This is a genomic window from Roseovarius sp. B08, assembly GCF_051417955.1.
Taxonomy (GTDB): Bacteria; Pseudomonadota; Alphaproteobacteria; order Rhodobacterales; family Rhodobacteraceae; genus Roseovarius.
Map to the genome: position 1 here is coordinate 2592221 of NZ_JBPRLW010000001.1, position 23569 is coordinate 2615789.

20 protein-coding genes and 2 pseudogenes are annotated in these 23569 nt (G+C 66.0%); 9 read left to right on the forward strand and 13 right to left on the reverse strand.

The window, feature by feature from the left end:
• Window positions 1–202: 202 nt before the first annotated feature.
• Both ACSQ76_RS13095 and ACSQ76_RS13100 read left to right on the forward strand, forming a co-directional pair.
• On the forward strand, window positions 203–1525 hold the full coding sequence (locus ACSQ76_RS13095; protein WP_437156929.1) for a DUF5930 domain-containing protein: 1323 nt from the start codon (window positions 203–205) through the stop codon (window positions 1523–1525).
• Window positions 1515–2054: a bactofilin family protein gene (locus ACSQ76_RS13100; RefSeq protein ID WP_306128877.1), complete on the forward strand. Its 540-nt coding sequence runs from the start codon at window positions 1515–1517 to the stop codon at window positions 2052–2054. Before ACSQ76_RS13095 ends, ACSQ76_RS13100 begins: the two co-directional genes overlap by 11 nt.
• 118 nt (window positions 2055–2172) lie before the next feature.
• Here the strand turns inward: ACSQ76_RS13100 and ACSQ76_RS13105 are convergent, their stop codons facing one another.
• Window positions 2173–2526, reverse strand: a complete 354-nt coding sequence (locus ACSQ76_RS13105; RefSeq protein ID WP_437156930.1) for a MerR family transcriptional regulator — start codon at window positions 2524–2526, stop codon at window positions 2173–2175.
• Between the two features lie 98 nt (window positions 2527–2624).
• Window positions 2625–3023: a nuclear transport factor 2 family protein gene (locus ACSQ76_RS13110; RefSeq protein ID WP_306128875.1), complete on the reverse strand. Its 399-nt coding sequence runs from the start codon at window positions 3021–3023 to the stop codon at window positions 2625–2627.
• 432 nt (window positions 3024–3455) lie between these two features.
• On the opposite strand from ACSQ76_RS13110, the gene ACSQ76_RS13115 reads away from it, so the two are divergent.
• Complete coding sequence (locus ACSQ76_RS13115; RefSeq protein WP_437156931.1) at window positions 3456–4751, forward strand: DEAD/DEAH box helicase; 1296 nt, start codon at window positions 3456–3458, stop codon at window positions 4749–4751.
• Between the two features lie 88 nt (window positions 4752–4839).
• On the opposite strand, the gene ACSQ76_RS13120 is transcribed toward ACSQ76_RS13115, so the two are convergent.
• From ACSQ76_RS13120 to ACSQ76_RS13145, 6 genes are all read right to left on the reverse strand, one after another.
• Window positions 4840–5598, reverse strand: a complete 759-nt coding sequence (locus ACSQ76_RS13120) for a nitrilase-related carbon-nitrogen hydrolase (protein ID WP_437156932.1) — start codon at window positions 5596–5598, stop codon at window positions 4840–4842.
• A 74-nt stretch (window positions 5599–5672) separates the two neighbouring features.
• Window positions 5673–6257 (reverse strand): HNH endonuclease, encoded by a 585-nt coding sequence (locus ACSQ76_RS13125; protein WP_306128872.1) that lies wholly within the window; start codon window positions 6255–6257, stop codon window positions 5673–5675.
• Window positions 6258–6667: 410 nt separating this feature from the next.
• The gene (locus ACSQ76_RS13130) at window positions 6668–7456 is read right to left on the reverse strand and encodes an FAD binding domain-containing protein (protein ID WP_437156933.1); all 789 of its coding nucleotides are present in this window, start codon (window positions 7454–7456) and stop codon (window positions 6668–6670) included.
• 11 nt (window positions 7457–7467) lie between these two features.
• Window positions 7468–9831, reverse strand: coding sequence for a xanthine dehydrogenase family protein molybdopterin-binding subunit (locus tag ACSQ76_RS13135; RefSeq protein ID WP_437156934.1), 2364 nt, complete (start codon window positions 9829–9831; stop codon window positions 7468–7470).
• 47 nt (window positions 9832–9878) lie between these two features.
• Complete coding sequence (locus ACSQ76_RS13140; RefSeq protein ID WP_437156935.1) at window positions 9879–10328, reverse strand: VOC family protein; 450 nt, start codon at window positions 10326–10328, stop codon at window positions 9879–9881.
• A gap of 6 nt (window positions 10329–10334) precedes the next feature.
• Entirely contained in the window at window positions 10335–10820 is a 486-nt protein-coding gene (locus ACSQ76_RS13145; protein WP_437156936.1) for a (2Fe-2S)-binding protein, read from the reverse strand.
• A 224-nt stretch (window positions 10821–11044) separates the two neighbouring features.
• Here ACSQ76_RS13145 and ACSQ76_RS13150 point away from each other — a divergent pair, with 224 nt between their 5' ends.
• Together ACSQ76_RS13150 and ACSQ76_RS13155 are read left to right on the forward strand one after the other, a co-directional pair.
• On the forward strand, window positions 11045–11386 hold the full coding sequence (locus ACSQ76_RS13150) for an ArsR/SmtB family transcription factor (RefSeq protein ID WP_437158204.1): 342 nt from the start codon (window positions 11045–11047) through the stop codon (window positions 11384–11386).
• Window positions 11383–11814: an SRPBCC family protein gene (locus ACSQ76_RS13155; protein WP_437156937.1), complete on the forward strand. Its 432-nt coding sequence runs from the start codon at window positions 11383–11385 to the stop codon at window positions 11812–11814. Before ACSQ76_RS13150 ends, ACSQ76_RS13155 begins: the two co-directional genes overlap by 4 nt.
• A 41-nt stretch (window positions 11815–11855) precedes the next feature.
• Here ACSQ76_RS13155 and ACSQ76_RS13160 read toward each other — a convergent pair.
• The 5 genes and pseudogenes from ACSQ76_RS13160 to ACSQ76_RS13180 form a co-directional block, all read right to left on the reverse strand.
• Window positions 11856–12850, reverse strand: a pseudogene (locus ACSQ76_RS13160) (molybdopterin-binding protein).
• Entirely contained in the window at window positions 12847–13815 is a 969-nt protein-coding gene (locus ACSQ76_RS13165) for an XdhC family protein (protein ID WP_437156938.1), read from the reverse strand. The pseudogene ACSQ76_RS13160 and the gene ACSQ76_RS13165 overlap by 4 nt, the downstream one beginning before the upstream one ends.
• A gap of 156 nt (window positions 13816–13971) precedes the next feature.
• Complete coding sequence (locus ACSQ76_RS13170; RefSeq protein WP_437156939.1) at window positions 13972–16323, reverse strand: OmpA family protein; 2352 nt, start codon at window positions 16321–16323, stop codon at window positions 13972–13974.
• A gap of 125 nt (window positions 16324–16448) precedes the next feature.
• Window positions 16449–17701: pseudogene (locus tag ACSQ76_RS13175) on the reverse strand (vWA domain-containing protein).
• A gap of 151 nt (window positions 17702–17852) precedes the next feature.
• Window positions 17853–18761 carry an AAA family ATPase gene (locus tag ACSQ76_RS13180; RefSeq protein ID WP_437156940.1) on the reverse strand — a complete coding sequence of 303 codons (909 nt, stop codon included), beginning with the start codon at window positions 18759–18761 and terminating at the stop codon, window positions 17853–17855.
• Between the two features lie 191 nt (window positions 18762–18952).
• On the opposite strand from ACSQ76_RS13180, the gene ACSQ76_RS13185 reads away from it, so the two are divergent.
• The 4 genes from ACSQ76_RS13185 to ACSQ76_RS13200 all read left to right on the forward strand — a co-directional run bounded on the left by ACSQ76_RS13185 (window position 18953) and on the right by ACSQ76_RS13200 (window position 23533).
• Window positions 18953–19918, forward strand: a complete 966-nt coding sequence (locus ACSQ76_RS13185) for a phosphoadenosine phosphosulfate reductase (RefSeq protein ID WP_437156941.1) — start codon at window positions 18953–18955, stop codon at window positions 19916–19918.
• A 42-nt stretch (window positions 19919–19960) separates the two neighbouring features.
• The gene (gene pyrC, locus ACSQ76_RS13190) at window positions 19961–20998 is read left to right on the forward strand and encodes a dihydroorotase (protein WP_437156942.1); all 1038 of its coding nucleotides are present in this window, start codon (window positions 19961–19963) and stop codon (window positions 20996–20998) included.
• A 64-nt stretch (window positions 20999–21062) separates the two neighbouring features.
• Window positions 21063–21737, forward strand: coding sequence for an orotate phosphoribosyltransferase (locus ACSQ76_RS13195; RefSeq protein ID WP_437156943.1), 675 nt, complete (start codon window positions 21063–21065; stop codon window positions 21735–21737).
• Between the two features lie 293 nt (window positions 21738–22030).
• Complete coding sequence (locus ACSQ76_RS13200; RefSeq protein ID WP_306128858.1) at window positions 22031–23533, forward strand: replicative DNA helicase; 1503 nt, start codon at window positions 22031–22033, stop codon at window positions 23531–23533.
• Window positions 23534–23569: the final 36 nt, after the last annotated feature.

Genomic DNA, 23569 nt, shown 5'->3' on the forward strand with positions numbered 1-23569 from the left:
ATTCTGCCAATTACGCGTCAAATCGCCGTCTGTTCTCATCAAGGTGGTCAAAAACCTTGCCCAAAAGTGAACCTCTGTGTACCCAACCTCGGACGATGCCACCGGACCATCCGGCAGTGAATGGACAGCTCCGCGATCCAGCAAGACGCGGCGAAGGTTTGAGCATCGACATTGGGAAAGGCTGAAAGGGACGGATCCGATCGTGCGCAGTCGATTTTTGATCAAGCTGAATCACCTGTTGGAAAAACACTTCCCGGAACGCCGCGTTTTCCTGCGGTCCGACACAGACACACGCTTCATCCGTCTACGCCCTGCAACCCAACTCATCGCCTTTCTCGGCGCATCGGCCATCGTGGCCTGGGCGATCATCGCCACCGCCGTTCTGGTGATGGACTCGATCGGCTCCGGCAATTTCCGCGAACAGGCCAAACGCGATCAGCGCACCTACGAGGCCCGGCTCAACGCCCTGGAAGAGGAGCGCGACAAGCGCGCCGAAGAGGCACTGGCCGCGCAGAACCGCTTCAACTCCGCGCTTGAACAGATCTCGGTCATGCAGACCGAGCTTCTGTCCTCCGAGACCCGCCGTCGTGAACTGGAAACCGGGATCGAGGTGATCCAGTCGACCCTGCGCCGCACCATGAAAGACCGCGACAGCGCCCGCAACGAGGCCGAACAGCTGACCGCGGCGATCGAGAATTCCGGCGACACGCCCCTGCCCGGTACGCCGGGCGGCACGGGCGAGGATCCGATGGTCGATTTCCTGTCCTCCCAGCTGGCCGCGACCGCGCAGGAACGCGACCAGATCACCGCCGACGCGCAGGATGCGCTGCTGCGCGCCGACGAGATGGCCAGCCAGATCCAGCTGATGCAGGACCAGAACGACCAGATCTTTCGACAACTCGAAGAGGCGATGGCGATCTCGGTCGAGCCGCTGGACAAGATGTTCAGCGCCGCCGGCATGAACCCCGACAACCTCATCGCCACCGTGCGCTCGGGCTATTCCGGCCAGGGCGGCCCGCTGATGCCGCTCAGCTTCTCCACCCGCGGCGAGGAACCCTCGGCGGATGCCAGCCGCGCCAACGGCATCCTTCGGGGCATGGACAAGCTGAACCTCTACCGCATCGCGGCGCAAAAGGCGCCCTTCGCCATGCCGGTGAAGTCCTCCTTCCGCTACACTTCGGGCTTCGGGATGCGCTGGGGCCGGATGCATTCGGGTACCGATTTCGCGGCGCCTCACGGCACCCCCATCTATTCCACCGCCGATGGCGTCGTGGTTCACGCCGGCTGGCAGTCGGGCTATGGCCGCTTGGTCAAGATCCAGCACGAGTTCGGCATCGAGACGCGCTACGCCCACATGTCCCAGATCCGGGTCAAAAAGGGCCAAAGGGTCTCGCGCGGGGATCGAATTGGTGATATGGGGAGCACTGGACGTTCCACCGGCACCCATCTACACTACGAGGTCCGTGTCGGCGGCAAGGCCGTCAATCCCATGATCTACATCAAGGCTGCAAGAGATGTTTTCTAAAAGCAAAATCAACGACCCCGCGCCGAAGCAGGATTCTGCGGCCAAACCCGCCGCGCCGGCCGAACCGCGCAAGGACACCAGCGCCGCCAGCAGCGGCGAATTCAAGGCCACGGCCCCCAAGGCCAAGCCCCCCGCCTCGGTCCTGTCGACCGACCTGCACGTCACCGGCAACCTCAAGACCACCGGCGACGTCCAGGTCGAAGGCACTGTCGAGGGCGACATCCGCGCCCACCTGCTGACCATCGGCGAAAGCGCCACGATCAAGGGCGAGGTGATTGCCGACGACGTGGTGATCAACGGCCGCATCGTGGGCCGCGTGCGTGGCCTCAAGGTGCGCCTGACCTCGACCGCCCGCGTCGAAGGCGACATCATCCACAAGACCATCGCCATCGAATCCGGCGCCCATTTCGAGGGCTCGGTGCAACGCCAGGACGACCCGCTCAACGCCGGCGGCAAGAAACCCGCCACACCGGCACAGCAATCGGCCTCCCCCGCGCCTGCCGCGGCCAACGAGCCCGCCAAAAGCTGACCGCGATGCATACTCAATAGGAAGGCGCCGGGAAAACCGCGGCGCCTTTTTGTTGTGACGCTCATGGATCCAAGCCGCATCGAGGTGGCTTGTGCGCGACCAACATCGGACCGAGCGCCTACGGCAGGGCCTTTCTCAGGGCGTCGAGCCTTTCCAGAATAGCTTTGCGCTTTTCTTCAAGCTCGGATCCAAGTCGGTCGATATGTTCAAGCTTCTCGGTCAATTTCTCTATGCCGCCGGCACATGGCCCGGCACCATCGTCGGACAGGCAGGCACTCATCGCGCGGATTTCGCGCGTCGAGAATCCCGTGGCTATGAAATCGCGGATGCGGCCTGCGCGCCGTAAATCGGCGTCGGTATACCTGCGATACCCGTTGACGGCGCGGCCAACCTCCAGCAGGCCTTCCTTCTCGTAATGGCGCAACATGCGCTGCGTGAGCCCCAGCCGTTCCGCTGCTTCCTTCGCCTGCATGTTGCATCCTCCGTCTGGCCCGACACAGATGGAAACCATGCCGGCGTCGTTCAAGTTTGGGCCGGATGGATGATCGCATCCACCCGGCCCACCGGGCATCAGGCCGTCTCTGCGTCCGGGCGGCTGAAGTTGACTTCGCGGATCACCTGCCAGCGTCCGTCTTCAAAGATGAAATCGATGCTGAGTTCGATGTGCATGCTGGGTCCTCCCACCGGGATCTTTCGGGATATAAGGACATGGCCGCGATCACCATCCACTGTCACGCTGTGAATTCTCGACCACATGTGATCTTCCGGGATCTTGTCTTTGAACGCGTCCTTCAGCATGGCCATGAACTCCTGTTTCTGCAAAGTGACAAGCCGCCCGTCGATGCTCAGATCCATCACGACGATATCTTCGTGATAGATCTTGTCCAACTCTTCCATGTTTGCGCTGGTGCCGTATTTCATAAGGTCCTGGACCTTGGCGCGCAGTGCCTCCGTGGTTCTTTCCGTCATGTCGCATGATCTCCTGTGTGCGAATCTCTCGAATTGCATGAAAGCCACGCTTAGCGCCCTGACACTAACGTCAGGGTCAAAGGTTTTCTCACTGCTAAAACTGCAACTTCCGGGGAGACTGCCGGTCCTGCGGTGCACGGCTTCGGGCGATGGGGCGCGAGACCCAACTATCCCTTGACACTTACCCCGCAATCCCCCATCTGTCGCCTATCGCTGCGATTGCGCGTGAGCCGGGCCAGCCGCCCGAACCAGCAACCAGCCCGATTTTTCCAGTTCCCCCATCACGCAGGGTTTCTGATGCGGCGCCAGGTGGCGCGGGATACGCCCGCCCCGTCTTAAGGCCGCCGCCCAACCCTCTTGGTTCGCGCATCCCGTGCGGGCCTCCCCCATTGGCCGTGGGCAGTCCGCCTTGTGGCCCGCAAAGGATACGACTTGTACGATTTCGACATGCTGGGCCTCGCGCCCGAACTCAATACCGCCCTCAAGACCGCCGGTCTGACAGAACCGACGCCCATCCAGAACAAGGCCATTCCGCTGGCGCTGGAAGGTCACGATGTCATGGGCCTCGCCCAAACCGGCACCGGCAAGACGCTGGCCTTCGGCCTCCCGCTCATCCAGCACCTGCTGGACATGCCCGGCAAGCCCGCCGAGAAAACCGTCAAGGCCCTCATTCTCGCCCCCACCCGCGAACTGGTGAACCAGATCGCCGAGTCGCTGCGCGGCCTGACCAAAGGCACCAAGCTGCGCGTCGTCACCGTCGTCGGCGGGCAGTCCATCGGCAAGCAGATCAGCCTTCTGTCGCGCGGCACCGACATACTCGTCGCCACGCCAGGCCGGTTGATCGACCTGATGGAACGCCGCGCGCTCGATTTGTCCACCGCGCGCCACCTGGTGCTCGACGAGGCCGACCAGATGCTCGACATGGGCTTCATCCACGCCCTGCGCAAGATCGCGCCGCACCTGGGCAGCCCGCGCCAGACCATGCTGTTCTCGGCCACCATGCCCAAGCAGATGGAAGAGATCTCCGCCGCCTACCTCACCAACCCGCGCCGGGTGCAGGTCTCGCCCCCGGGCAAGGCCGCCGACAAGATCACACAATCGGTGCACCACGTCGCCAAGAACGACAAGTCGTCCAAGCTGCGCGAGATCCTGGCCGATGATCCGCACGCGCTGACCCTCGTCTTCTCCCGCACCAAGCACGGCGCGGAACGGCTGATGAAGGGGCTGGTGGCCGATGGCTTCAACGCCGCCTCGATCCACGGCAACAAAAGCCAGGGCCAGCGTGACCGCGCATTGAAGGCGTTCCGCGATGGCACCACCAACATCCTCGTCGCCACGGATGTGGCCGCACGCGGCATCGACATTCCGGGCGTCGCCTACGTGGTCAACTACGATCTGCCCGAAGTGGCCGACAACTACGTCCACCGCATCGGCCGCACCGCGCGGGCGGGCCGCGAAGGCGAGGCCATCTCGCTCTGCGCCCCTGAAGAAGCGGACCTTTTGCGCGACATCGAGAAGGTGATGAAGATTACCGTTCCCGTCGCCAGTGGCACCGCCCCGGTCAACGAGCAGAATCAAGGCCCGAAAAAGCGCAACGGCGGCCCGAACCGCCGCCGCCGCAAGCCTTCGCAGGGCGGCAATGGACAAGCCCACGCGAACGCCGGTGGTCAGAACCAGGGCGCGGGCAAACCCCGCCGCCAACGCCGCCGCAACCGCGCCGCGGCCTGAGCCATAAATGACGGGCCGGGCCCCTGCCCGGCCTGTTTCATCCAATGTTCTCGGCGTCTGGTCCAAATGGACCGGTCATGTCAGCGCTTCACAATCTGACCGCATCGCGCAGGAACGGCAGCCGACCCCGCGCCGCCGCCACACGTTCGGCATCGGCATCGGCGGCAATCACCGTCTCCTCCGCGCCCGCCACGGCCTCTTCCACCCCGTCCGGAGCCACGATCCGGCTGCCGCCGAGATAGCGCGCGCCGCCCTCCTCGCCCGCGTGATTGGCATAGGCCAGCCACAGCCCGTTCTCGAAGGCCCGCGTCGGCACCAGTTTCTCGGCCACCAGGCCCCACTCATCGACCAGCGCCGTCGGCACCAGCGCCAGCTCCGCCCCGTGCAACGCCGCCGCCCGCAGGCTTTCCGGCAGTTCGACTTCGTAGCAGATGATGATCGCGATGCGCATCCCGCCATGATCCACCAGCGTAAGCGTATCGCCATTGGCGAAACTCTCGTCCTCGAAACTCCCCGGCGAAGGCAACCGCTTGCGGTGGTTGGCCAGCGCCGCGCCATCCGCTCCCACCAGCCGCGCGGCATTGTAGATCACGCCATCCGCCGCTTCCGGATAGCCATAGCAGACGGCCGTTTCGTGCCGCTTCGCCATTTCGGCCACGTCCTGGAAAAACGGCCCCGTGGCCGGTTCGGCCAGCGCCGCGTGATCCGCGCCCATATAGCCCGAGGCGAAAAGTTCGGGGCAGACCATCAGGTCGACCTCACGCTCGGCCAGCCGCAGCTCCAGCGCGCGCAGCCGGGCACTGGTCGACAGACCGCCCGCATCGCATTGAAATATTCCCAGACGCATCCCACCCTCCCGCGCGTTTGCCCGGCAAAGCCAACACGCAGATCGGTCTGAGGTCAATCTTTTACAAAATCGCCCTAGGCCTCCAGCTCGGCATCCCAGTAAAGGAAGTCGATCCAGCTTTCATGCAGGTGGTTGGGCGGAAACTTCCGCCCGAGATTGCGCAGCTGTTCCGCGGCCGGCGCGCGCGGCGGCTTGCGCAGGCTCAGCCCCGAGCGCCGCAGGCTCTTGGACCCCTTGCGCAGGTTGCACGGGCTGCACGCCGCCACCACGTTCTCCCAGGACGTGATCCCGCCCTTGGCGCGCGGCACCACGTGGTCGAAGGTCAGGTCGCCCTTCGATCCGCAATACTGGCAGCGGAATTCGTCCCTCAAAAACAAATTAAAGCGCGTGAAGGCCACGCGCTTTTGAGGTTTGACATAATCCTTGAGGACGATGACCGACGGTATCCTGATCTCGGTCGAGGGACTTCGCACCGTGTCTTCGTACTCGGCCACGATATCCACCCGGTCGAGGAACACCGCCTTTACCGCATCCTGCCAGGGCCAGAGCGACAGCGGGTAATAGGACAGCGGGCGATAGTCGGCGTTCAGAACCAGCGCCGGATGATGTTTCAGCGCCGAGGGCGCCCTTACGAATTCCGTTCTGAAATCTGCATCCATGACCTTACTTACCCCCGCTCGTATCGCCTCATGCTCTGGTGCGGGGCGTGGCAGCCGCCCCTGTTGTTGTGTTCACTATATATCGTGTTTCGTCTCTGGCAAGCGCCGGATATGGCGGTACATCTTGCGGTTTGGGTAGCGCGATTCCGTGACGGGCATGTGACACTTATCCACAAGGCGGGCCGCACCGCGCTGCAAGCCTCCCAATTGCCGCGTCATGATCAACGCCCCGACCGATTTCTTGCAAGAAATCGGATCGGAAAATTGCAATTTTCCGGCCCGGAATTTACGTAATTTCCGCCTTGGAAAATGCGCATTTTCCAGTCCATTTTTTACGCAAAAAATGGGCTGCTCAAGGCGAAGCCCGGCCTCGAAGGGCCGGGTTTCGCAGTTCTCGAGCCGCTCTGGCCTCAGGCGGCCTCCACCGCCCGCCGGGTCAGCACGCCCACCAGATGCGCACGATAAGCGCCGGAGCCATGCAGGTCCGAGATCATCCCGTCCGCCGGCACCGACAGCCCCTCCAGCGCCGAGGCCGAGAAATTGCCGCTCAGCGCCTCCTCGGCTTCCGTCCAACGGAACACGCCCTCTTCGGACGCGCCGGTGACCGCCACGCGCACCCCGTCGGCGAACTTCGCCACGAAGACACCCACCAGCGCAAAGCGCGAGGCGGGCTGTTCGAACTTCTGGTAGTTCGCCTTCTCCGGCACCGGGAATTTCACCTCGGTGATGATCTCGCCGTCGTTCAGCGCGGTCGCAAACATGCCCTCGAAGAAATCATCTGCCGCGATCTCGCGCTCGTTCGTCACCACGGTCGCGCCCGAGGCCAGCACCGCCGCCGGATAGCACGCCGAGGGGTCGTTGTTGGCCAGGCTCCCGCCGATGGTGCCCCGGTTGCGCACCGCCGGGTCGCCGATATTCTGTGCCAGCCAGACCAGCGCCGGATAGGCGCCCGATCCCGCCGCCACATCGCCGTGGGTCGTGCCCCCGCCGATGCAGATGCGGCCCTCGTCGTCCGTGCAGACGCCCTTGATCTCGTCGATCCCGCTCAGGCAGACCAGCACCTCGGGTGCCGCCAGCCGTTGCTTCAGCGTGGGGATCAGGGTCTGCCCGCCCCCCAGCGCCTGGTTCTCGTCGCTTTGTTTGAGCAGCGCGACCGCGTCGGCCACAGTGCTCGGGCGTTCGATTTCGAATGCGTACATTGTCTCTCTCCTTACCCTTGCATCGCGGCCCAGACGCGCGAGGGCGTCAGCGGCATGTCGATATGCGTCACGTCATGACCCGCGCGTTGTAGCGCATCCACCACGGCGTTGACCACCGATGGCGGGCTGCCGATCGCCCCGGCCTCGCCACAGCCCTTCACCCCCAGCGGGTTGTGCGTGCAGGGCGTCTGGCACGAATGGTCGACATCGTAGAACGGCACGTCATCGGCGCGCGGCATGGCGTAGTCCATGTAAGACGCGCTCAGCAGCTGACCGTCGGCATCGTAGGAGGTCTGCTCCAAGAGCGCCTGCCCGATCCCCTGCGCCAGCCCGCCATGCACCTGGCCCGACACGATCATCGGGTTGATGACATTGCCGAAATCGTCCGCGGCGGCAAAGCTCTCGATGGTGACCTTGCCGGTCTCGGGGTCGACCTCGACCTCGCAGGCATAGGCGCCCGAGGGATAGGTGAAATTTGCCGGATCGTAGAACGCGGTCTCCTCCAGTCCCGGCTCGATCTCCTCCAGCGGATAGTTGTGCGGCACGTAGGCCGCCAACGTCACGTCGCCCCAGGCCACCGATTTGTCGGTGCCCGCGACGGTAAACTGGCCGTCCTTCAGCTCGATATCGGCCTCCGAGGCCTCCATCAGGTGCGCCGCGATCTTGCGGGCCTTGGCGATGATCTTTTCCGTGGCCTTGACCATGGCACTGCCGCCCACGGCGATGGAGCGCGACCCGTAGGTGCCCATGCCCATCGGCGTATTGGCCGTATCCCCATGCTCGATCTCGATCATGCTCTCGTCGATCCCGATCATGTCGGCCACCACCTGGGCAAACGAGGTCTCGTGCCCCTGTCCGTGGCTGTGGCTGCCGGTCATGACGGTGATCCCGCCGGTCGCATTCACCCGCACGGTGGCCGATTCATACAAACCGGCACGCGCGCCCAACTGACCCACTAGGTTCGACGGCGCGATGCCGCAAGCCTCGATATAGCAGTTGATGCCAAGCCCGCGCAGCTTGCCCTTCGCCTTGCTCTCTTCCAGCCGCTTTTGGAAACCGTCCTTGTCGATGATCTCCAGCAGCTTGTCCATCGTGGCGTTGTAATCGCCCGTGTCGTATTCCACGGCCACCGGCGTGGCATAGGGGAACTCGGTGATGAAGTTCTGCCGCCGTAGCTCGATCGGGTCCACGCCCAACTCCCGCGCCGCCTTGTCGATGACGCGCTCCAGCTGGTACGTCGCCTCGGGCCGCCCGGCCCCGCGATAGGCATCGACCGGCACGGTGTTGGTAAAGACCGCCTTCACGTTCACGTAGATATTGGGCGTCTTGTAGTTGCCCGCCATCAGCGTGCCGTGCAGCCACGTGGGGATGCTCGGCGCGAAGGTCGACAGATACGCCCCCATGTTGGCATAGGTTTCCGTGCGTACAGCGGTAAAGTTGTTGTCCGCATCCAGCGCCAGTTCGATCTTGGTCACGTGATCCCGGCCATGGGCGTCACTGATGAACGCCTCCGAGCGCGAGCAGGTCCACTTCACAGGCCGATTCAGCTTTTTCGCGGCAAAGGTGCAGAAGGCTTCCTCGGCATAGTGATAGATCTTCGACCCGAAACCGCCGCCCACGTCCGGCGCCACCACCCGCAGCTTGTGCTCGGGAATGCCCAGCACGAAGGCGCCCATCAGCAGGCGGATCACGTGCGGGTTCTGCGACGTGGTATAAAGCGTGCTGTCGTCGGTCGCGCGGCTGTAATCGCCCACGGCCACGCGCGGCTCCATCGCGTTCGGCACCAGCCGGTTGTTCACCAGTTCCAGCGTCGTGACATGCGCGGCGTTCTTGATCGCCTCCTCGACCGCGTCCTTGTTCTCCTCGACGAACCCCCAGTCGTAGCAGAGGTTGTCGGTCAGGTCGTCATGCACCTTGGTGGCCCCGTCCTTCAGCGCCTCCTTCATGTCCATGACGGCGGGCAGGTCGGTGATGTCCACCTCGATCGCCTCGGCGGCGTCGCGCGCCTGGTCGCGCGTCTCCGCCACCACGGCGGCGATGGGATCGCCGACATGCCGCACCTTGCCCTGCGCCAGCACCGGGTGCGGCGGCTCCTGCATGGGCTGCCCGTGCCGGTCGGTCACCTGCCAGCCGCAGGGAATGCCCCCCACCTCGGCGAAATCCGCGCCGGTGAAAACCTTGAGCACCCCGGGCATGCCCTCGGCGGCGCTGGTGTCCACGTTGTCCAGCGTGCCGTGTGCGACGTCCGAGCGCAGGAAATACACATAGGCCTGTCCGCGCAGGTTGATGTCGTCGGTATAATTGCCGGCCCCCGTCAGGAACCGTACGTCCTCGCGCCGCTTGGAACTGGCGCCGATGCCACCATCTTTGGGCATGTGTTAGTCCTCCCATATTGGCGGGCGCACTGGCCCGATCCTGTTGTTTAGGCCGCGGCTTCTTCCAGGGCCGCAATCTCGATCTTCTTCATCTTGAACATGGCCGCCCGCACCGCCTCGGCACCGGGGCCGCCCTGCAACTCCAGCAACCGGCGCGGCACGATCTGCCAGCTGACGCCGAACCGGTCCGTCAGCCAGCCGCACATCCCTTCCTCGCCCCCGTCGCTCAGCTTGTGCCAAAGGCGGTCGGTCTCTGCCTGATCCTCGGTCAGAACACTGATCGACGCGGCAGGCGTCAGGGTGAAATGCGGTCCCGCCTGCAAGAACTGATAAGGCACATTCGCGAGGGTCAATTCCACCACGACCACATCAGCATCGACCTCGCTGGCCTCGTCAATCCGGCTGTCGGGCAGCAGGGTCACGTAAAGCTCGGCCGCCTCCCTGGCGCGGTCGTGAAACCAAAGGCAGGTGCGCAGCTTGGGGGGGCTGGTCAGCATCCGCGCCTACTCCGCCGCGATTTTGCTGACATCCTGTCCCGACGCCGCCAGGATCGCCTTGACGATATTGTGATACCCGGTGCAGCGGCAGATATTGCCCTTCAGATACTCTCGTACCTCTGCCTCGGTCGGCGTCGGGTTGTCCTTCAGCAGGGCCTCCGCCGACATCACCATGCCCGGCGTGCAGAACCCGCATTGCAGCCCGTGGAACTCCTGGAACGCCTGCTGGACCGGGGTCATGGTGCCGTCCTCCGCGGCCATTCCCTCGATCGTGGTCACCTCCGTGCCCTCGGCCTCGGCCGCGAACATCGAGCAGGCCTTCACCGCCTTGCCGTCCACATGCACCACGCAGGCGCCGCACTGGCTGGTGTCACAGCCCACATGCGTGCCGGTCAGGCCCAGCGTATCACGGATAAAATCGACAAGAAGCGTGCGTCCTTCCACCTCGCCGGACGCAGGCTTGCCGTTCACGGTCATCTTGACCTGTGCCATCGGCTCCTCCCATTGGCTTTTCTAATTGGCTGCCCGGAGTTAAACACGCCGCCCCACGCTTGAGAAGGCACTTTCTGTCGCGCCGCCCCCTGCCTTCGTCGTACTTGCGCGCGTCCTGCCGGCGCGCGGTTCCCGCGCTCGCGGATCGACCCGGCCCGCCGCAGACGCGCTCTATCATTCACCTATTTGGTTGATTGACCGCCGGCGCCGTGTTATTCACCCTTATGGTTGAACAAAAATCACAGCACCGACTGACCGATATTTTCAAGGCCGCAGGCGACCCCACCCGCCGGTCCATCCTGACGCTCCTGGCGCAGCAGGGACCGCTCCGGGTGACCGACATCGCCGCGCATTTCGACATGAGCCTCAATTCCGTCTCCAAGCACATCAAGGTGCTCGAAGGCGCGGGGCTGGTCACGCGCCGCACCGAATGGCGCGAGCACATGATCGAATTGCGGGTCGAGGAACTGGCCCATGTCGACCGCTGGTTCCGCGACTTGCGTTCGATCTGGGCCCTCCGGCTGGAGGCGCTCGACCATCTGCTCACACAGGAGACCGCCCCATGACTGTCACCGAAAAAGACCTCACGCTCACCGTCGAACGCGTGATCGACGCCACGCCCGAGCGCCTGTTCGACGCCTGGCTCGACCCCGACACCATGAAACGCTTCATCTGCCCCGGCGAAACCATCGTGCCCAGCGCGTCCTCGGACGCGGTCGAGGGCGGGCGGTTCGAGATCATCATGCGCAACGGCGACAAGGACCTGCCCCACACCGGCACCTACAGGGTTATCGACCGGCCCAACCGGTTGGTCTTTACGTGGGAAAGTCATGCCTCACGCGACGACAGCGAGGTGACGATCACCTTCACCCCCGGCTCCGGCGGCACGCGCGTGCAGCTCACGCAGGTCCGCTTCGTCAGCGAGGATCAGCGCGAAGGCCATCGCTGGGGCTGGACCGGCATCCTCGAAAAGCTGTCGCAGCTGGACGCCTGAAACCAGACGCCGGGCGGGCGCCTGCCCCCTGCCCGGCGCAACTAACCGGTCTGTTTGCGCTGTCGCGGCTGCGGGCGCGTGGGGATCTCCTTCAGCAGGCCCCCTACGCCCATCGCCGCAAAGTCTGCCGCGCCGATCGGCACCCCGCAGGCCACCCGCGCCAGCACCCAGTCCGCCCCGTGCAGAACCGGCGAACGCGCGCTGTTGGGCAGGCCGATCACCGGGCGCTCTCAAGCCGCCCCAGGAACAGCAGGTTGCCGGGATCGACCGGCACCCCGAACCGCTCGACCCGCCCGCCGGCCCGCCGCAGGGCCTCGGGGCCGGTGTCGCGCAGGTCCGACGTGGCCGATCCGGTCAGGATCAGAACCACCTTTCCGGTCGCCGCCGAGATCGCCTCGGCCAGCGCGGGCGTCTCGTGCGGGCAACTCAGCGTCTGGCGCAGCCGCATCCCCAGGCTCGCCAGCCGCGTGCGGATCGCCTCCACCCCGCGCAGGCCGGGACCATCGGCCGTGTCGCTGACGATCAGGCTGGCGGTCCCGAACTGCGGCCGGTGCAGACGGATCGCACCGCGCGCGGCCTCCGCCGCGCGGTCCAGCGCCTCTGCCGCCACCCCGTAAGAGATGATCTTGACCGTCGCCACCATGCCGCCGGGATGCGTCTGGAACCACGGCGCGACAGTGGCGAGCGTAATCATCGGGTCCAGCATGTTGGCCGCCGCGACCTTGCCCGCGTCCACCGCCACCACGCCGGGCGCCTCCGCCACCAGGTTGACGCGCCCGGTGAACGCACGGCTCAGCGACAGGCCCGCAGCCCCGTCCAGCACCGCCTCGGCCAGCCGCGCGGCGGCGGCATCCTCGTGCAGGTCCTCCGGTTCCAGCATGGCGACGACGACCTCGGCAAACCCCGCCGCACGCAGCCGCGCGATATCCGCCTCCGCCAGAACCTGCCCCTTGCGCAGCCGACCGTCCGGCAGGTGCTCGCTATGCGCCAGGATCGCGCCCTCCGCCTCCGCCAGCGCGACCGGCCCGAACTTCATCCGCCTTTCCTGAGCACTTGCGTCACTTCCGCGAGGATCGCCACGGCGATCTCCGACGGTCCCGCCGCGCCGATATCCAGCCCCACGGGCCCGTGAATGCGCGCGATCTGATCGGCGCCGAACCCCTTCTCCTCCAGCCGCGCCACGCGGCTCGCATGGGTCCGGATCGAGCCCAGCGCCCCGATATAGAAAACTTCCGACGCCAGCGCCGCCTCCAGCGCCGGATCGTCCAGCTTGGGGTCATGGGTCAGCAGTACCAAGGCCGTGCGGCTGTCCAGCCCGTAGGCTGCAACCGCCTCGTCGGGCCAGTCGTGCAGAATCGTCTCTCCGGGAAACCGCGCCTCGCTGCCAAAGCTTTCGCGCGGATCGATCAACAGCGGGTCGTACCCAGCCACCCGCGCCATCGGCACCAGCGCCTGGGCGATATGCACTGCGCCGACGATGATCATCCGCAAGGGCGGGTTGTGGATCGCGACAAAGGTCGTGCCGTCTTCCTCGAACCCCGAGCGATCAGCGCGGAAACGCTCGGCATGACCCTCGCGCTCCAGCCTGCGCTCGGCTTTCATGCCGGTGATATACGCCACAGGCACACGCGCCTCGCGCGCCAACACAAGGTCTTTCAGGATATCGACCGGCATCACCGAACCTACCGGCTCCACCAAGACCCGGATCGTGCCGCCACAGGCCAGCCCCACGGCAAAGGCGTCCCCGTCGCTGACGCCGTATTCCAGCATCACCGGCTTGCCGCCCTCGATGGCGTCCAACGCCTCGGCCACCACCGCGCCTTCGACGCAGCCGCCCGAGACCGAGCCTTCGATCTCGCCCTCACCGGAAATGGCCAGTTGGCTGCCCACGCGCCGGGGCGCACTGCCCCACGTCTCGACCACAGTGGCCAGCGCAGCGCCCTTGCCGGCCTCGAACCAGGCGAGTGCGGTTTCGGGGATGGTGTCGAAACGGTCCGTCATGGCGCCAATATGGGCCCGTCCCACCGCTTTCACAAACGCAATTTCGGCCCGGGCCGGCCCAAGATTCTTCGTACGAAGAATCTTGGGCGTCGCACATGGAAAAGCCGCCCCCCGCGATATGCGGAGGGCGGCCCTGTCGGTCCCCCGGGGACGCGCTCAGCTTTCGTTCAGCAGGCTGGTGATGTTGCGAACCGCCGCGCGGCGGTTTGCCCGGATGTCACCGGCCTCGCGGACCTTGAGGTCGGATTCGCCGTAGCCCTGCACGATCATGTTCGCCGGGGGCACGTCGAAATACTCGGTCAGCGCCAGCGCCACCGACTCCGCGCGGCGGTCGGACAGGGCAAGGTTCATGCTGGCCGGGCCGACCGTATCGGTATGACCTTCGATCAAAAACACCTGCCGCGGATCTTCGGCAATCGCGTCCCGCATGGCATTGCCCAGAACCGAAAGATCCCTGGCCTCTTCCGGGCGGATCACCGCGCTGCCGGTCTCGAAGTTCACCGTGTCCAGCGCGATCACCGGCACCTGGTGGCGCACCGCGTCCACGAACCGAACCTGGTTCAGCGAGTAGCGGCGGGTGTCAGGCGCGTTCCGCGTGGCAAGGATGGCGGTACGCAACTCGTCTTCCGACGCGTTGGCATACTCGTATTCCTGCGCCCGGGTGTCGCGCAATTGCTGCACGTTCACGGCCTCGACCTGGCGCGTGTCGTCGAACAGCACCACCTGGTCCCCGTTGGGATAGATCTGGGTCCGGCGCAGCACACGGCCGTCGGCGGCGCGCACAGTCACGGTCTGAGTGCCGTCCTCTGCGGTGACCGTGCTGCGGGTCGAGCCGTCCTCGAAGGTCTGAACCCGCACGTCGCTTCCGGGACGGCGCAGCAGGGCGTCGTCGTCCTTGATGATCCGGTACCGCCCGTTGTTCTCGACCACGACGCGGTCGCCGGTGTTCGCCACGACCGTGCCGCCATCATCGGTCACCTGACCGATGGCATAGGCACCAAGCCCGATCGCCGCGGCGGCGGTCAGGATGTCGCGCAGGTTCTCGTCACGGTCGTCGCTGGTGCGCGGCGTGCCTGCGGCCGGGGCCGTCTCTGTATTGGCCTCGGTCTGTGCGTTGCCGCCGACCTCGGTTTCGAACTCCTCGTCGGACGAGCGCGTGTTCTCTTCGGTCAGGGTGACCTCTTCGCTGCTGACCGCTTCGGCGTCTTCGTTGGCGGCAGCGGCCGCGGCAGCCTGCTCCTCGACCTGCGCGGCGGCTTCGGCCTGGGCCTGGGCCTGCGCTTCGGGGTCTTCGTCGATCTGGGGCTCCGGCAGATCGGCAGTCGTCTCCGTCTGCTCCTCGGCCTCGGCGTCAGTCGCCTCGCCGTTTTGCCCGAAGTTCGCCGTGCTTTCGGCTTCGGCCTCGGCGCCCGTCGACTGGTCGCTCTGCCCGAAATTTGCCGTGCTCTCGGCTTCGGCTTCTGTTTCGGCCTGTTCGGCCTCTAGCGCCTGCTGCAGTTCGTCGGTCTCGCTGTCGGCCGTATCGGCGGGCGCGTCGGTTTCGGCCGTGTCCGCGTCCGCGGGCGCATCCTGCGTCTCTGCTTCGGCTTCGGCCTCCGTCGTCGCCTCGGCTTCGGACTGCTCGGCTTCCAGCGCCTGCTCCAGTTCGTCAACCTCCTGATCGGCGGTATCTGACGCGGTCGCATCGGTTTCGGCTTCAGCTTCGGCTTCTGCAGAAGCCTCGGCTTCCTGCTGCTCCTGCCCGCCGGCCTCGCTTTCGTCAGCCTGCACTTCGGCTTCCGCGGCTTGCTCGTCCGCAGCCTGCGCTTCGGCCTCAGCCGCCTCTTGATCGGCCGCTTCCGCCTCGGCTTCCGCTGCCTCCGCTTCTGCCTGAGCCGCCTGCTCTTCAGCCGCCTGCTGTTCAGCCTGGGCCTCCGCTTCGGCCGCGGCTTGCGCTTCGGCTTCCGCCGCCTGCTGTTCAGCGGCCTGCGCTTCGGCTTCGGCCTCGGCTGCCTGTTGCTCGGCAGCTTCCGCCTCTGCGGCGGCCTGTGCTTCCGCCTCGGCCTCGGCTGCCTGTTGCTCGGCAGCTTCCGCCTCTGCGGCGGCCTGGGCTTCGGCTTCGGCATTTACCTCGGGCTCGACCTCCTCGACCTCGGCCTGCGCGGTGCGCATGGTCCCTTCGGCCATGTCGCTGGCCTCTTCCGCCACATCCTGCGCCTGCGTGGTCGCGCCGGATGCATCGCCGATGGGCGACAGGTCCGCCACGACTTCGGCGACCTGCGCCTCGCTGCATTCCTCAGTGGCTTGCGTGCCATTGGTTTCGATCTGGCCGCACATGGCGAGCGTCTGGCGGTCGACCTCGTTCTCGACCACCACGTCAAGTCCCGGCACAGCGCAAGGCAACTGGGACTCGCCCGAACAGGTGGGCATGTCGCCCACGGCGGTTTGTGCCGCGAGCGGCAGCGGGGCGGTCTGGCCGATCGCAAGGGCGATCGCGGCCGTCGTGGATGTCAACGTCGTTCGGCGCATGTCTGGTTCTCTCCCTAAATACGTCTGCCGCGAAATCGCGCGGCGTCACGTGTTAACGCCCGGCGCGGCGGAGTGTTCCGCACCGGGGCAAAGAGCTTCGGCGGAACCTTGCCGGTAAGAACGGGTCAGAGAAGTTCCATCAGCCGCGCCTTTTCGCCGGTGTCCTGCGGCGCGCTGATCGCGGCGGCGAGGTCTTCCAGCGTGGCGATGGAGTGGCCGGCACGAAACGCGTCCACATGCGGCAGCATGGCCCGGATGCCGGTGGCGCGCGGCGCGAACCCGTCCCAGCGCAACAGCGGGTTCAGCCAAATGAGGCGCCGCGACGCCAGGTGCAGTCGCTGCATCTCGCGGCCCAGGTCATGGCTGTCGTCGCGGTCCAGCCCGTCGGTGATCAGCAGGACGACAGCGCCCTGCCCGGTCACCCGCCGCGACCAGTCGCGGTTGAACGCGTGCAGGCAGGCCGCGATCCGCGTGCCGCCTTCCCAGTCCTGCGCCTCGGCGCCGGCCGCGGCCAGCGCGGCATCCACGTCACGCGACGCCAGATGGCGCGTGATGTTGGTCAGCCGCGTGCCGAAGGTAAACGCATGCACGGCGGCCCAGCCCGCGCCTTTCTCGTTCGCCACGGCATGAAGGAAGTGCAGGACCATCCGGCTGTACTGGCTCATCGAGCCGGAAATATCGCAAAGCACCACCAGGTTGGGCCAGCGCGGGCGCGGCTTTTGCACGTGGATGCGCCGCATCTCGCCCCCTGCCGCATGGCCGCGCGCAGCGTCTTGCGCGCGTCGATCCGCGTGCCGGTCGTTGCAGGCATCCCCCGGCGGGACGCGAAAGGCTTCACCGGCAGGCGCAGCCTGGCCAGCATCCGCTTGGCCCGCGCGATCTCGGCGGTGCTCATCTGTTCGAAATCCAGGGTCCGCAGCCGCTCCTCGCGGCTCATGGTCAGGGACGCATCGATATCGATCTGCGTTTCCTCGTCGGCGTCTTGGCTTTCCGCCTCGGGCATCTCCGGCTCGATCCCGTCCAAAAGCGCCTCGGCCGCGCGTTTCTCGGCCGCCTGCGCGCTGCGGTCTTCCTGCACGCCGCGGATGGCGGGCAGCATCATCGCCATCATGTGCTCCATGTAGCGCGGGTCGCGCCAGTAAAGACGGAACACCTGCGCAAAGACCGCGCGATGCTCGGGCCGCGACACGAAACAGGCGCGCAGCGTGTAGAAGAAATCCGACCGCGAGGTGAACCCCGCCGCCTCGACCGCGCGAACGGCATCGATCACCCGCCCCGGCCCCACCGGCACCCCGGCCTTGCGCAGGGCACGGGCGAAATGGGTGATGTTGTGGCCGAGCTTTGGGTGCTCGGGTAGGTCGAGGTCGGGGTATTCCATCAGCCGTCGCAGTTGGGGACCAGCCCCCCAACACATGCCGGATTGGGCGCCAGCCCCCAAACACGTGTTCTATTGGGGGCCAGTCCCCAAACACAGGGCCGATTGGGGGCCAGCCCCCAAACCCCCGGGATATTTCCGGCCAGAGGAAGACTCATGCCGGCTCCAGCCCTGCCCTGGCTTCGTCAAGGATACGCTTGGCCTCGGACCCCTGCATTTTCTGGATGTCGTCCTGGTATTTCAGGATCGCGCCCAGCGTGTCGGCGATCACCTCGGGGCTCAGCGAAATCACGTCCAGCGCCAGCAGGCACTTGGCCCAGTCGATCGTCTCCGCCACGCCGGGTTTCTTGAACAGGTCTTCCGTGCGCAGTTTCTGGACGAACGCCACCACCTCGCGGCTGAGGGCCTCGGCGGCCTCGGGCGCGCGGGCCTGCAATATCTCGATCTCGCGATCGAAGCCGGGGTAGTCCACCCAGTGATAAAGACAGCGCCGCTTCAGCGCATCATGCACCTCGCGCGTGCGGTTCGAGGTCAGCACCACGATGGGCGGCTCGGGCGCCGCAATCGTGCCCAGTTCCGGGATCGTCACCTGGAAATCGCTAAGCGCCTCCAGCAGGAACGCCTCGAACGGCGCATCGGTGCGGTCCAGCTCGTCGATCAGCAGCACCGGCGCGCCCCCTTCCTGCGGGCGCATCGCCTGCAACAGCGGACGCGCGATCAGGAAATCCTCGGTGAACAACTCGTCGGTCAACCGCTCGCGATCCACGCCCCCCGTGGCCTCGGCGGCCCGGATGGCAATCATCTGCTCGGCGAAGTTCCATTCATAGACCGCGCTCGACGCGTCCAGCCCCTCGTAGCATTGCAGGCGGATCAACCTGCGCCCCAACCCCGCCGCCAGCGCCTTGGCGATCTCGGTCTTGCCGACGCCCGCCTCGCCCTCCAGGAACAGCGGCCGGCCCAGCTTCAGGCCCAGGAACACCACCGTCGCAAGGCTGCGCCCGCAGACATAGTCCTGCCCGGCCAGCATCGCCTCCACGTCGTCGATCGAAGTCAGTTCCGTCATGCACGGCCCCCCCTTGCGCTGCAAACCTGCACGGCTTCCGTCCGCCGTCAAGGCCCGCGACGCCCGGCGCGCCACGCCCCCACCCCGCAGAAACCCCATCAATTTTCCAAATTTTCGCCTATATTGCTTCATAGCTTGTACGCCAATCACCCGTGCAAAGCGGGGACAAACCCGAGCATTGAGGTCCGAGCATGAGCGCAGAATATCCCGGGGCGCTGGATATATCCCTGTCCGGGCTGGACTGGGAGGACTGGCTGGACAAGCTGGACGATACCGCCGATGCCGACGGCTATGTCGAGCGTCTGGGCGATGCGCATGCCGCCATCTTCATCGAGCACAAGCCGACCCTGCTGGTCACCTTCGAGTCCTTTCCCGCTTTGCGCGTGACCTCGTCCGACGCCCAGCCCCTGGGCTGGCAGCTCTGCCGCGCCCTGGGCTGGTCGCATCTCTGCCTCGCCAGCCAGACCGACAGCTGGTTCCGCGAAGGCCGCGTCTACGGCTATTTCGACCGGCTGGTCGACGACGGCTTCTTCGAGGAATTCGACCAGGTGATCTTCTACGGCGCGGGGCCCGCGGGCTATGCCGCCGCCGCCTTTTCGGTGGCCGCGCCCGGCGCCCGCGTCCTGGCCATCCAGCCCCAGGCCACGCTCGATCCCCGCATGACGGAATGGGACACGCGATTCCGCAGCCGCCGCCGGCTCGATTTCACCACCCGCTACGGCTACGCGCCCGACATGCTGGATGCGGCCGACCGCGCCGTCATCCTCTACGATCCCGAAGTCGAGGAAGACGCGATGCACGCGGCGCTTTTTGCCCGCAGCAACGTCCTCCGCTACCGGATGCGCTTCATGGGGTCGCGCCTCGACCGCGCGCTGATGCGCATGCACATCCTGCTGCGCCTCATCGCCCAGCTCAGCGCGGACAAGCTCGACACCGCCAGCCTCGCGCGGCTCTACCGGGCGCGGCGCAAGGACGTGCCCTACCTCAAGGCGGTGGTGGCCCGGCTCGAGGATGATGGCCGGCACTACCTCACGGCCCGGCTGGCCCAGCACGTGATGCGCACCACCCCCGGGCCGCGCTTCCGCCGCGCGGTCCGCACCGCCTATGACAAGGCCCGGGAACAGGGCCTGCCGATGCCGCCGCGCGAAATCGACTGATCCACTGGCGCAGGCGCGCGGGCTGTTGTAAGCCCTCGGGCCATGAGCCGGACCCTGACCATCCCCCGCCCCGACGACTGGCACCTGCACCTGCGTGACGGCGCGGTGCTGCGGGCCGTTCTGCCCGAAACCGCCCGATATTTCGGCCGCGCCATCATCATGCCCAACCTCGTGCCGCCCGTGGTAACCGGCGCGCAGGCCGCCGCCTACCGCGACCGGATCATGGATGCGCTGCCCGACGGCATGAATTTCACCCCGCTGATGACCCTCTACTTGACCGAAGAGACCGACCCCGAAGACGTCGCCGCCGCCCACGCTTCGGGTCTCGTGACGGCGGTCAAGCTCTACCCGGCGGGCGCCACCACCAACTCCGCCTCCGGCGTGCGCGATTTCGACCGCGTGCGCCCGGTGCTCGAAAAGATGGCCGAAATCGGCATGCGGCTTTGCGTGCACGGCGAGGTCACCGACGCCGACATCGACATCTTCGACCGCGAGGCGGTGTTCATCGACCGCGTGCTCGATCCGCTCCGCCGCGCCACGCCCGGCCTTCGCATCGTCATGGAACACATCACCACGCAGCAAGGCGTGGAGTATGTCAAATCGAACGCCGAAAACCTCGGCGCCACCATCACCACGCACCACCTCGTCATCAACCGCAACCACATCCTCGTGGGCGGCATCAAACCGCATTACTACTGCCTGCCCGTGGCCAAGCGCGAGGAACACCGCCTTGCGCTCCGCGCCGCCGCCACCTCGGGCGACGCCCGCTTCTTCCTCGGCACCGACAGCGCCCCGCACACCGACCCGAACAAGGAATCGGCCTGCGGCTGCGCCGGCTGCTTCACCGCCACCAACACGCTCTCGATCCTTGCCGAGGTGTTCGAGCAGGAAGACGCGCTCGACCGCCTCGCCGGGTTCGCCTCGGAACACGGGGCCCGCTTCTACGGCCTGCCCGTCAGCGCCGACACCATCACGCTTTCCAGGGGCGACCCCGTCACCTACCCGCCCAAGATCGACACCGGCGACGGCCCCGTCACACTCTTTGATCCGCAAATGCCGCTGCACTGGCGCGTAATTTGAGACTTCCTCTGGCCCCAAATATCCCCGCCGGAGGCTCCGGCGCTCTGCACCAAGGACCAACCGCATGATCCCTTCGACCTACCCCAGCCAAAATGAAATCGCCCGCCTCACCGCCCGGATGCTGCTGGAGATCGAAGCGGTCCATTTCAACGCGGACGAGCCATTCACGCTGGCCTCCGGCCTGCCCAGCCCGACCTATATCGACTGCCGCAAGTTGATCTCCTTTCCCCGCATCCGGTCCACCCTGATGGACTTCCTGACCATCACCGTGATGCGCAACGCGGGCTTCGAGGCCTTCACCAACATCGCCGGGGGCGAGACCGCGGGCATCCCCTTCGCCGCGCTGGTGGCCGAACGCATGGCCCTGCCCATGACCTACGTGCGCAAAAAGCCCAAGGGCTATGGCCGCAATGCCCGGATCGAGGGCGCGATGACCGACACCGACCGCGTTCTCCTGGTCGAGGATCTGACGACCGATGGCGGCTCCAAGCTCAGCTTCGTCGACGCCATCCGCGACACCGGCGCCAGCTGCGGGCACACCGCCGTCATCTTCTACTACGGCATCTTCCCCGAAACCGAAAAGACGCTCGGCGATCACGGTGTCGCCCTGCATTACCTCTGCACCTGGCGCGACGTGCTGGCCGAGGCACGCGCGCAGGGCAGCTTCGACGCGGCCACGCTCGACGGGGTCGAATCGTTCCTCGACGATCCGCGCGCCTGGCAGGCCGCCCGCAGCTGATCCACGCCTGAGTCGCGGCACCCCCCCGTATGGCAACCCGTGAGGTGAATTATTTTTATCGTTGTGATGACGCAACGTACGCGCTGGTGCGCCGTGCTGCCCACACGAAATCTTGACGGAACGGGGTGCCAGCGGGCAATATGTTGTAGGCTCAGGATATCCACAGCGTATCCACAGAAAACATACCAGTTGCCACCGCGCAGGCCCGCTCGCTAAGAGACCAGCCTACCGGGACAAGGCACGCTAGGGGACAGCGCACCGCAACCCGGGATCAGAGCAGTATGGGGACGAACATGAACGAAGTTGCCACCATAAACGCGTCCGGCGCGGCCCAGGGACATGATACCGCCACGCCCGAGCAGATGCCGCACTCCACCGAGGCCGAGCAGCAGCTCTTGGGCGCGATCCTGACCAACAACGACATCTACGACCGCGTCGCCAACCTGATCGGCCCGCAGCATTTCTACGATCCCGTCCATGCCCGCATCTACGAGACCGCCGCCGCCCGCATCGCCAAGGGCAACCTCGCCTCGCCGGTGACGCTCAAGACCTTTCTTGAAGACGACGAGGGCCTGAAGGAACTGGGCGGACCCGCCTATCTCGCCCGCCTCGCCGGCGCCGCGATCTCGGCTTTTGCGGCGCGCGACTACGCCCAGATGATCTACGACATGGCGATCCGCCGCGAGTTGATCGGCCTTGGCCACGACATCGCCGGCAAGGCCCAGCGCGCCGAGGTCGACCTGGAGCCGCGCGACCAGATCGTCGAGGCCGAGCAAAAGCTTTACAAACTTTCCGAACAGGGCCAGTCCGAGACCGGATTTCAAAGCTTTCTCAGGGCCGTAACCGATGCTGTTAATGTTGCCAACGCCGCCTATCAGCGCGACGGCGGCCTCGCCGGCATCTCCACCGGCCTCATCGACATGGACAAGAAGCTGGGCGGCCTGCACAAGTCCGACCTTCTCATCCTCGCCGGACGCCCCTCGATGGGCAAGACCTCGCTGGCCACCAACATCGCCTTCAACATCGCCAAGGCCTACAACCGCGGCACGCTCCCCGACGGCTCCGAAGGCGCGGTCGAGGGCGGCGTCGTCGGCTTCTACTCGCTCGAGATGAGCGCCGAACAGCTTGCCGCCCGCGTGCTGTCCGAGGCCGCCGAGGTGCCCTCGGAACAGATCCGCCGCGGCGACATGACGGAAACCGAGTTCCGCCGCTTCGTCGAGGCCGCCAAGACCCTCGAATCCTGCCCGCTCTACATCGACGACACGCCCGCCCTGCCCATCTCCCAGCTGGCCGCGCGGGCCCGCCGGCTGAAGCGGACGCATGGGCTGGACGTGCTGATCGTCGACTACCTTCAGCTCGTGCGCCCCGCGTCGGCGAAGGACAGTCGCGTCAACGAGGTCTCCGAGATCACCCAAGGCCTCAAGGCCATCGCCAAGGAACTGGATATCCCCGTCATCGCCCTGTCGCAGCTCTCCCGCCAGGTCGAGAGCCGCGAGGACAAGCGTCCGCAGCTTTCCGACCTGCGCGAATCCGGCTCGATCGAACAGGATGCCGACGTGGTGATGTTCGTCTTCCGCGAGGAATACTACGCCGAGCGCGAGAAGCCCTCCGACGACAAGCTCGAGGAAATCGCCGCCTGGCAGGAACGCATGGAGCGCCTGCACGGCCGCGCCGAGGTCATCATCGGCAAGCAGCGTCACGGCCCCATCGGCACCGTCGAACTCAGCTTCGAAGGCCAGTTCACCCGCTTCGGCAACCTCGCCAAACCGTGGCAGCAGGATGGCGGCGAGTTCTGAACCCGCGCCCGGCCCGCGTTTCCTCTTGACCCACCG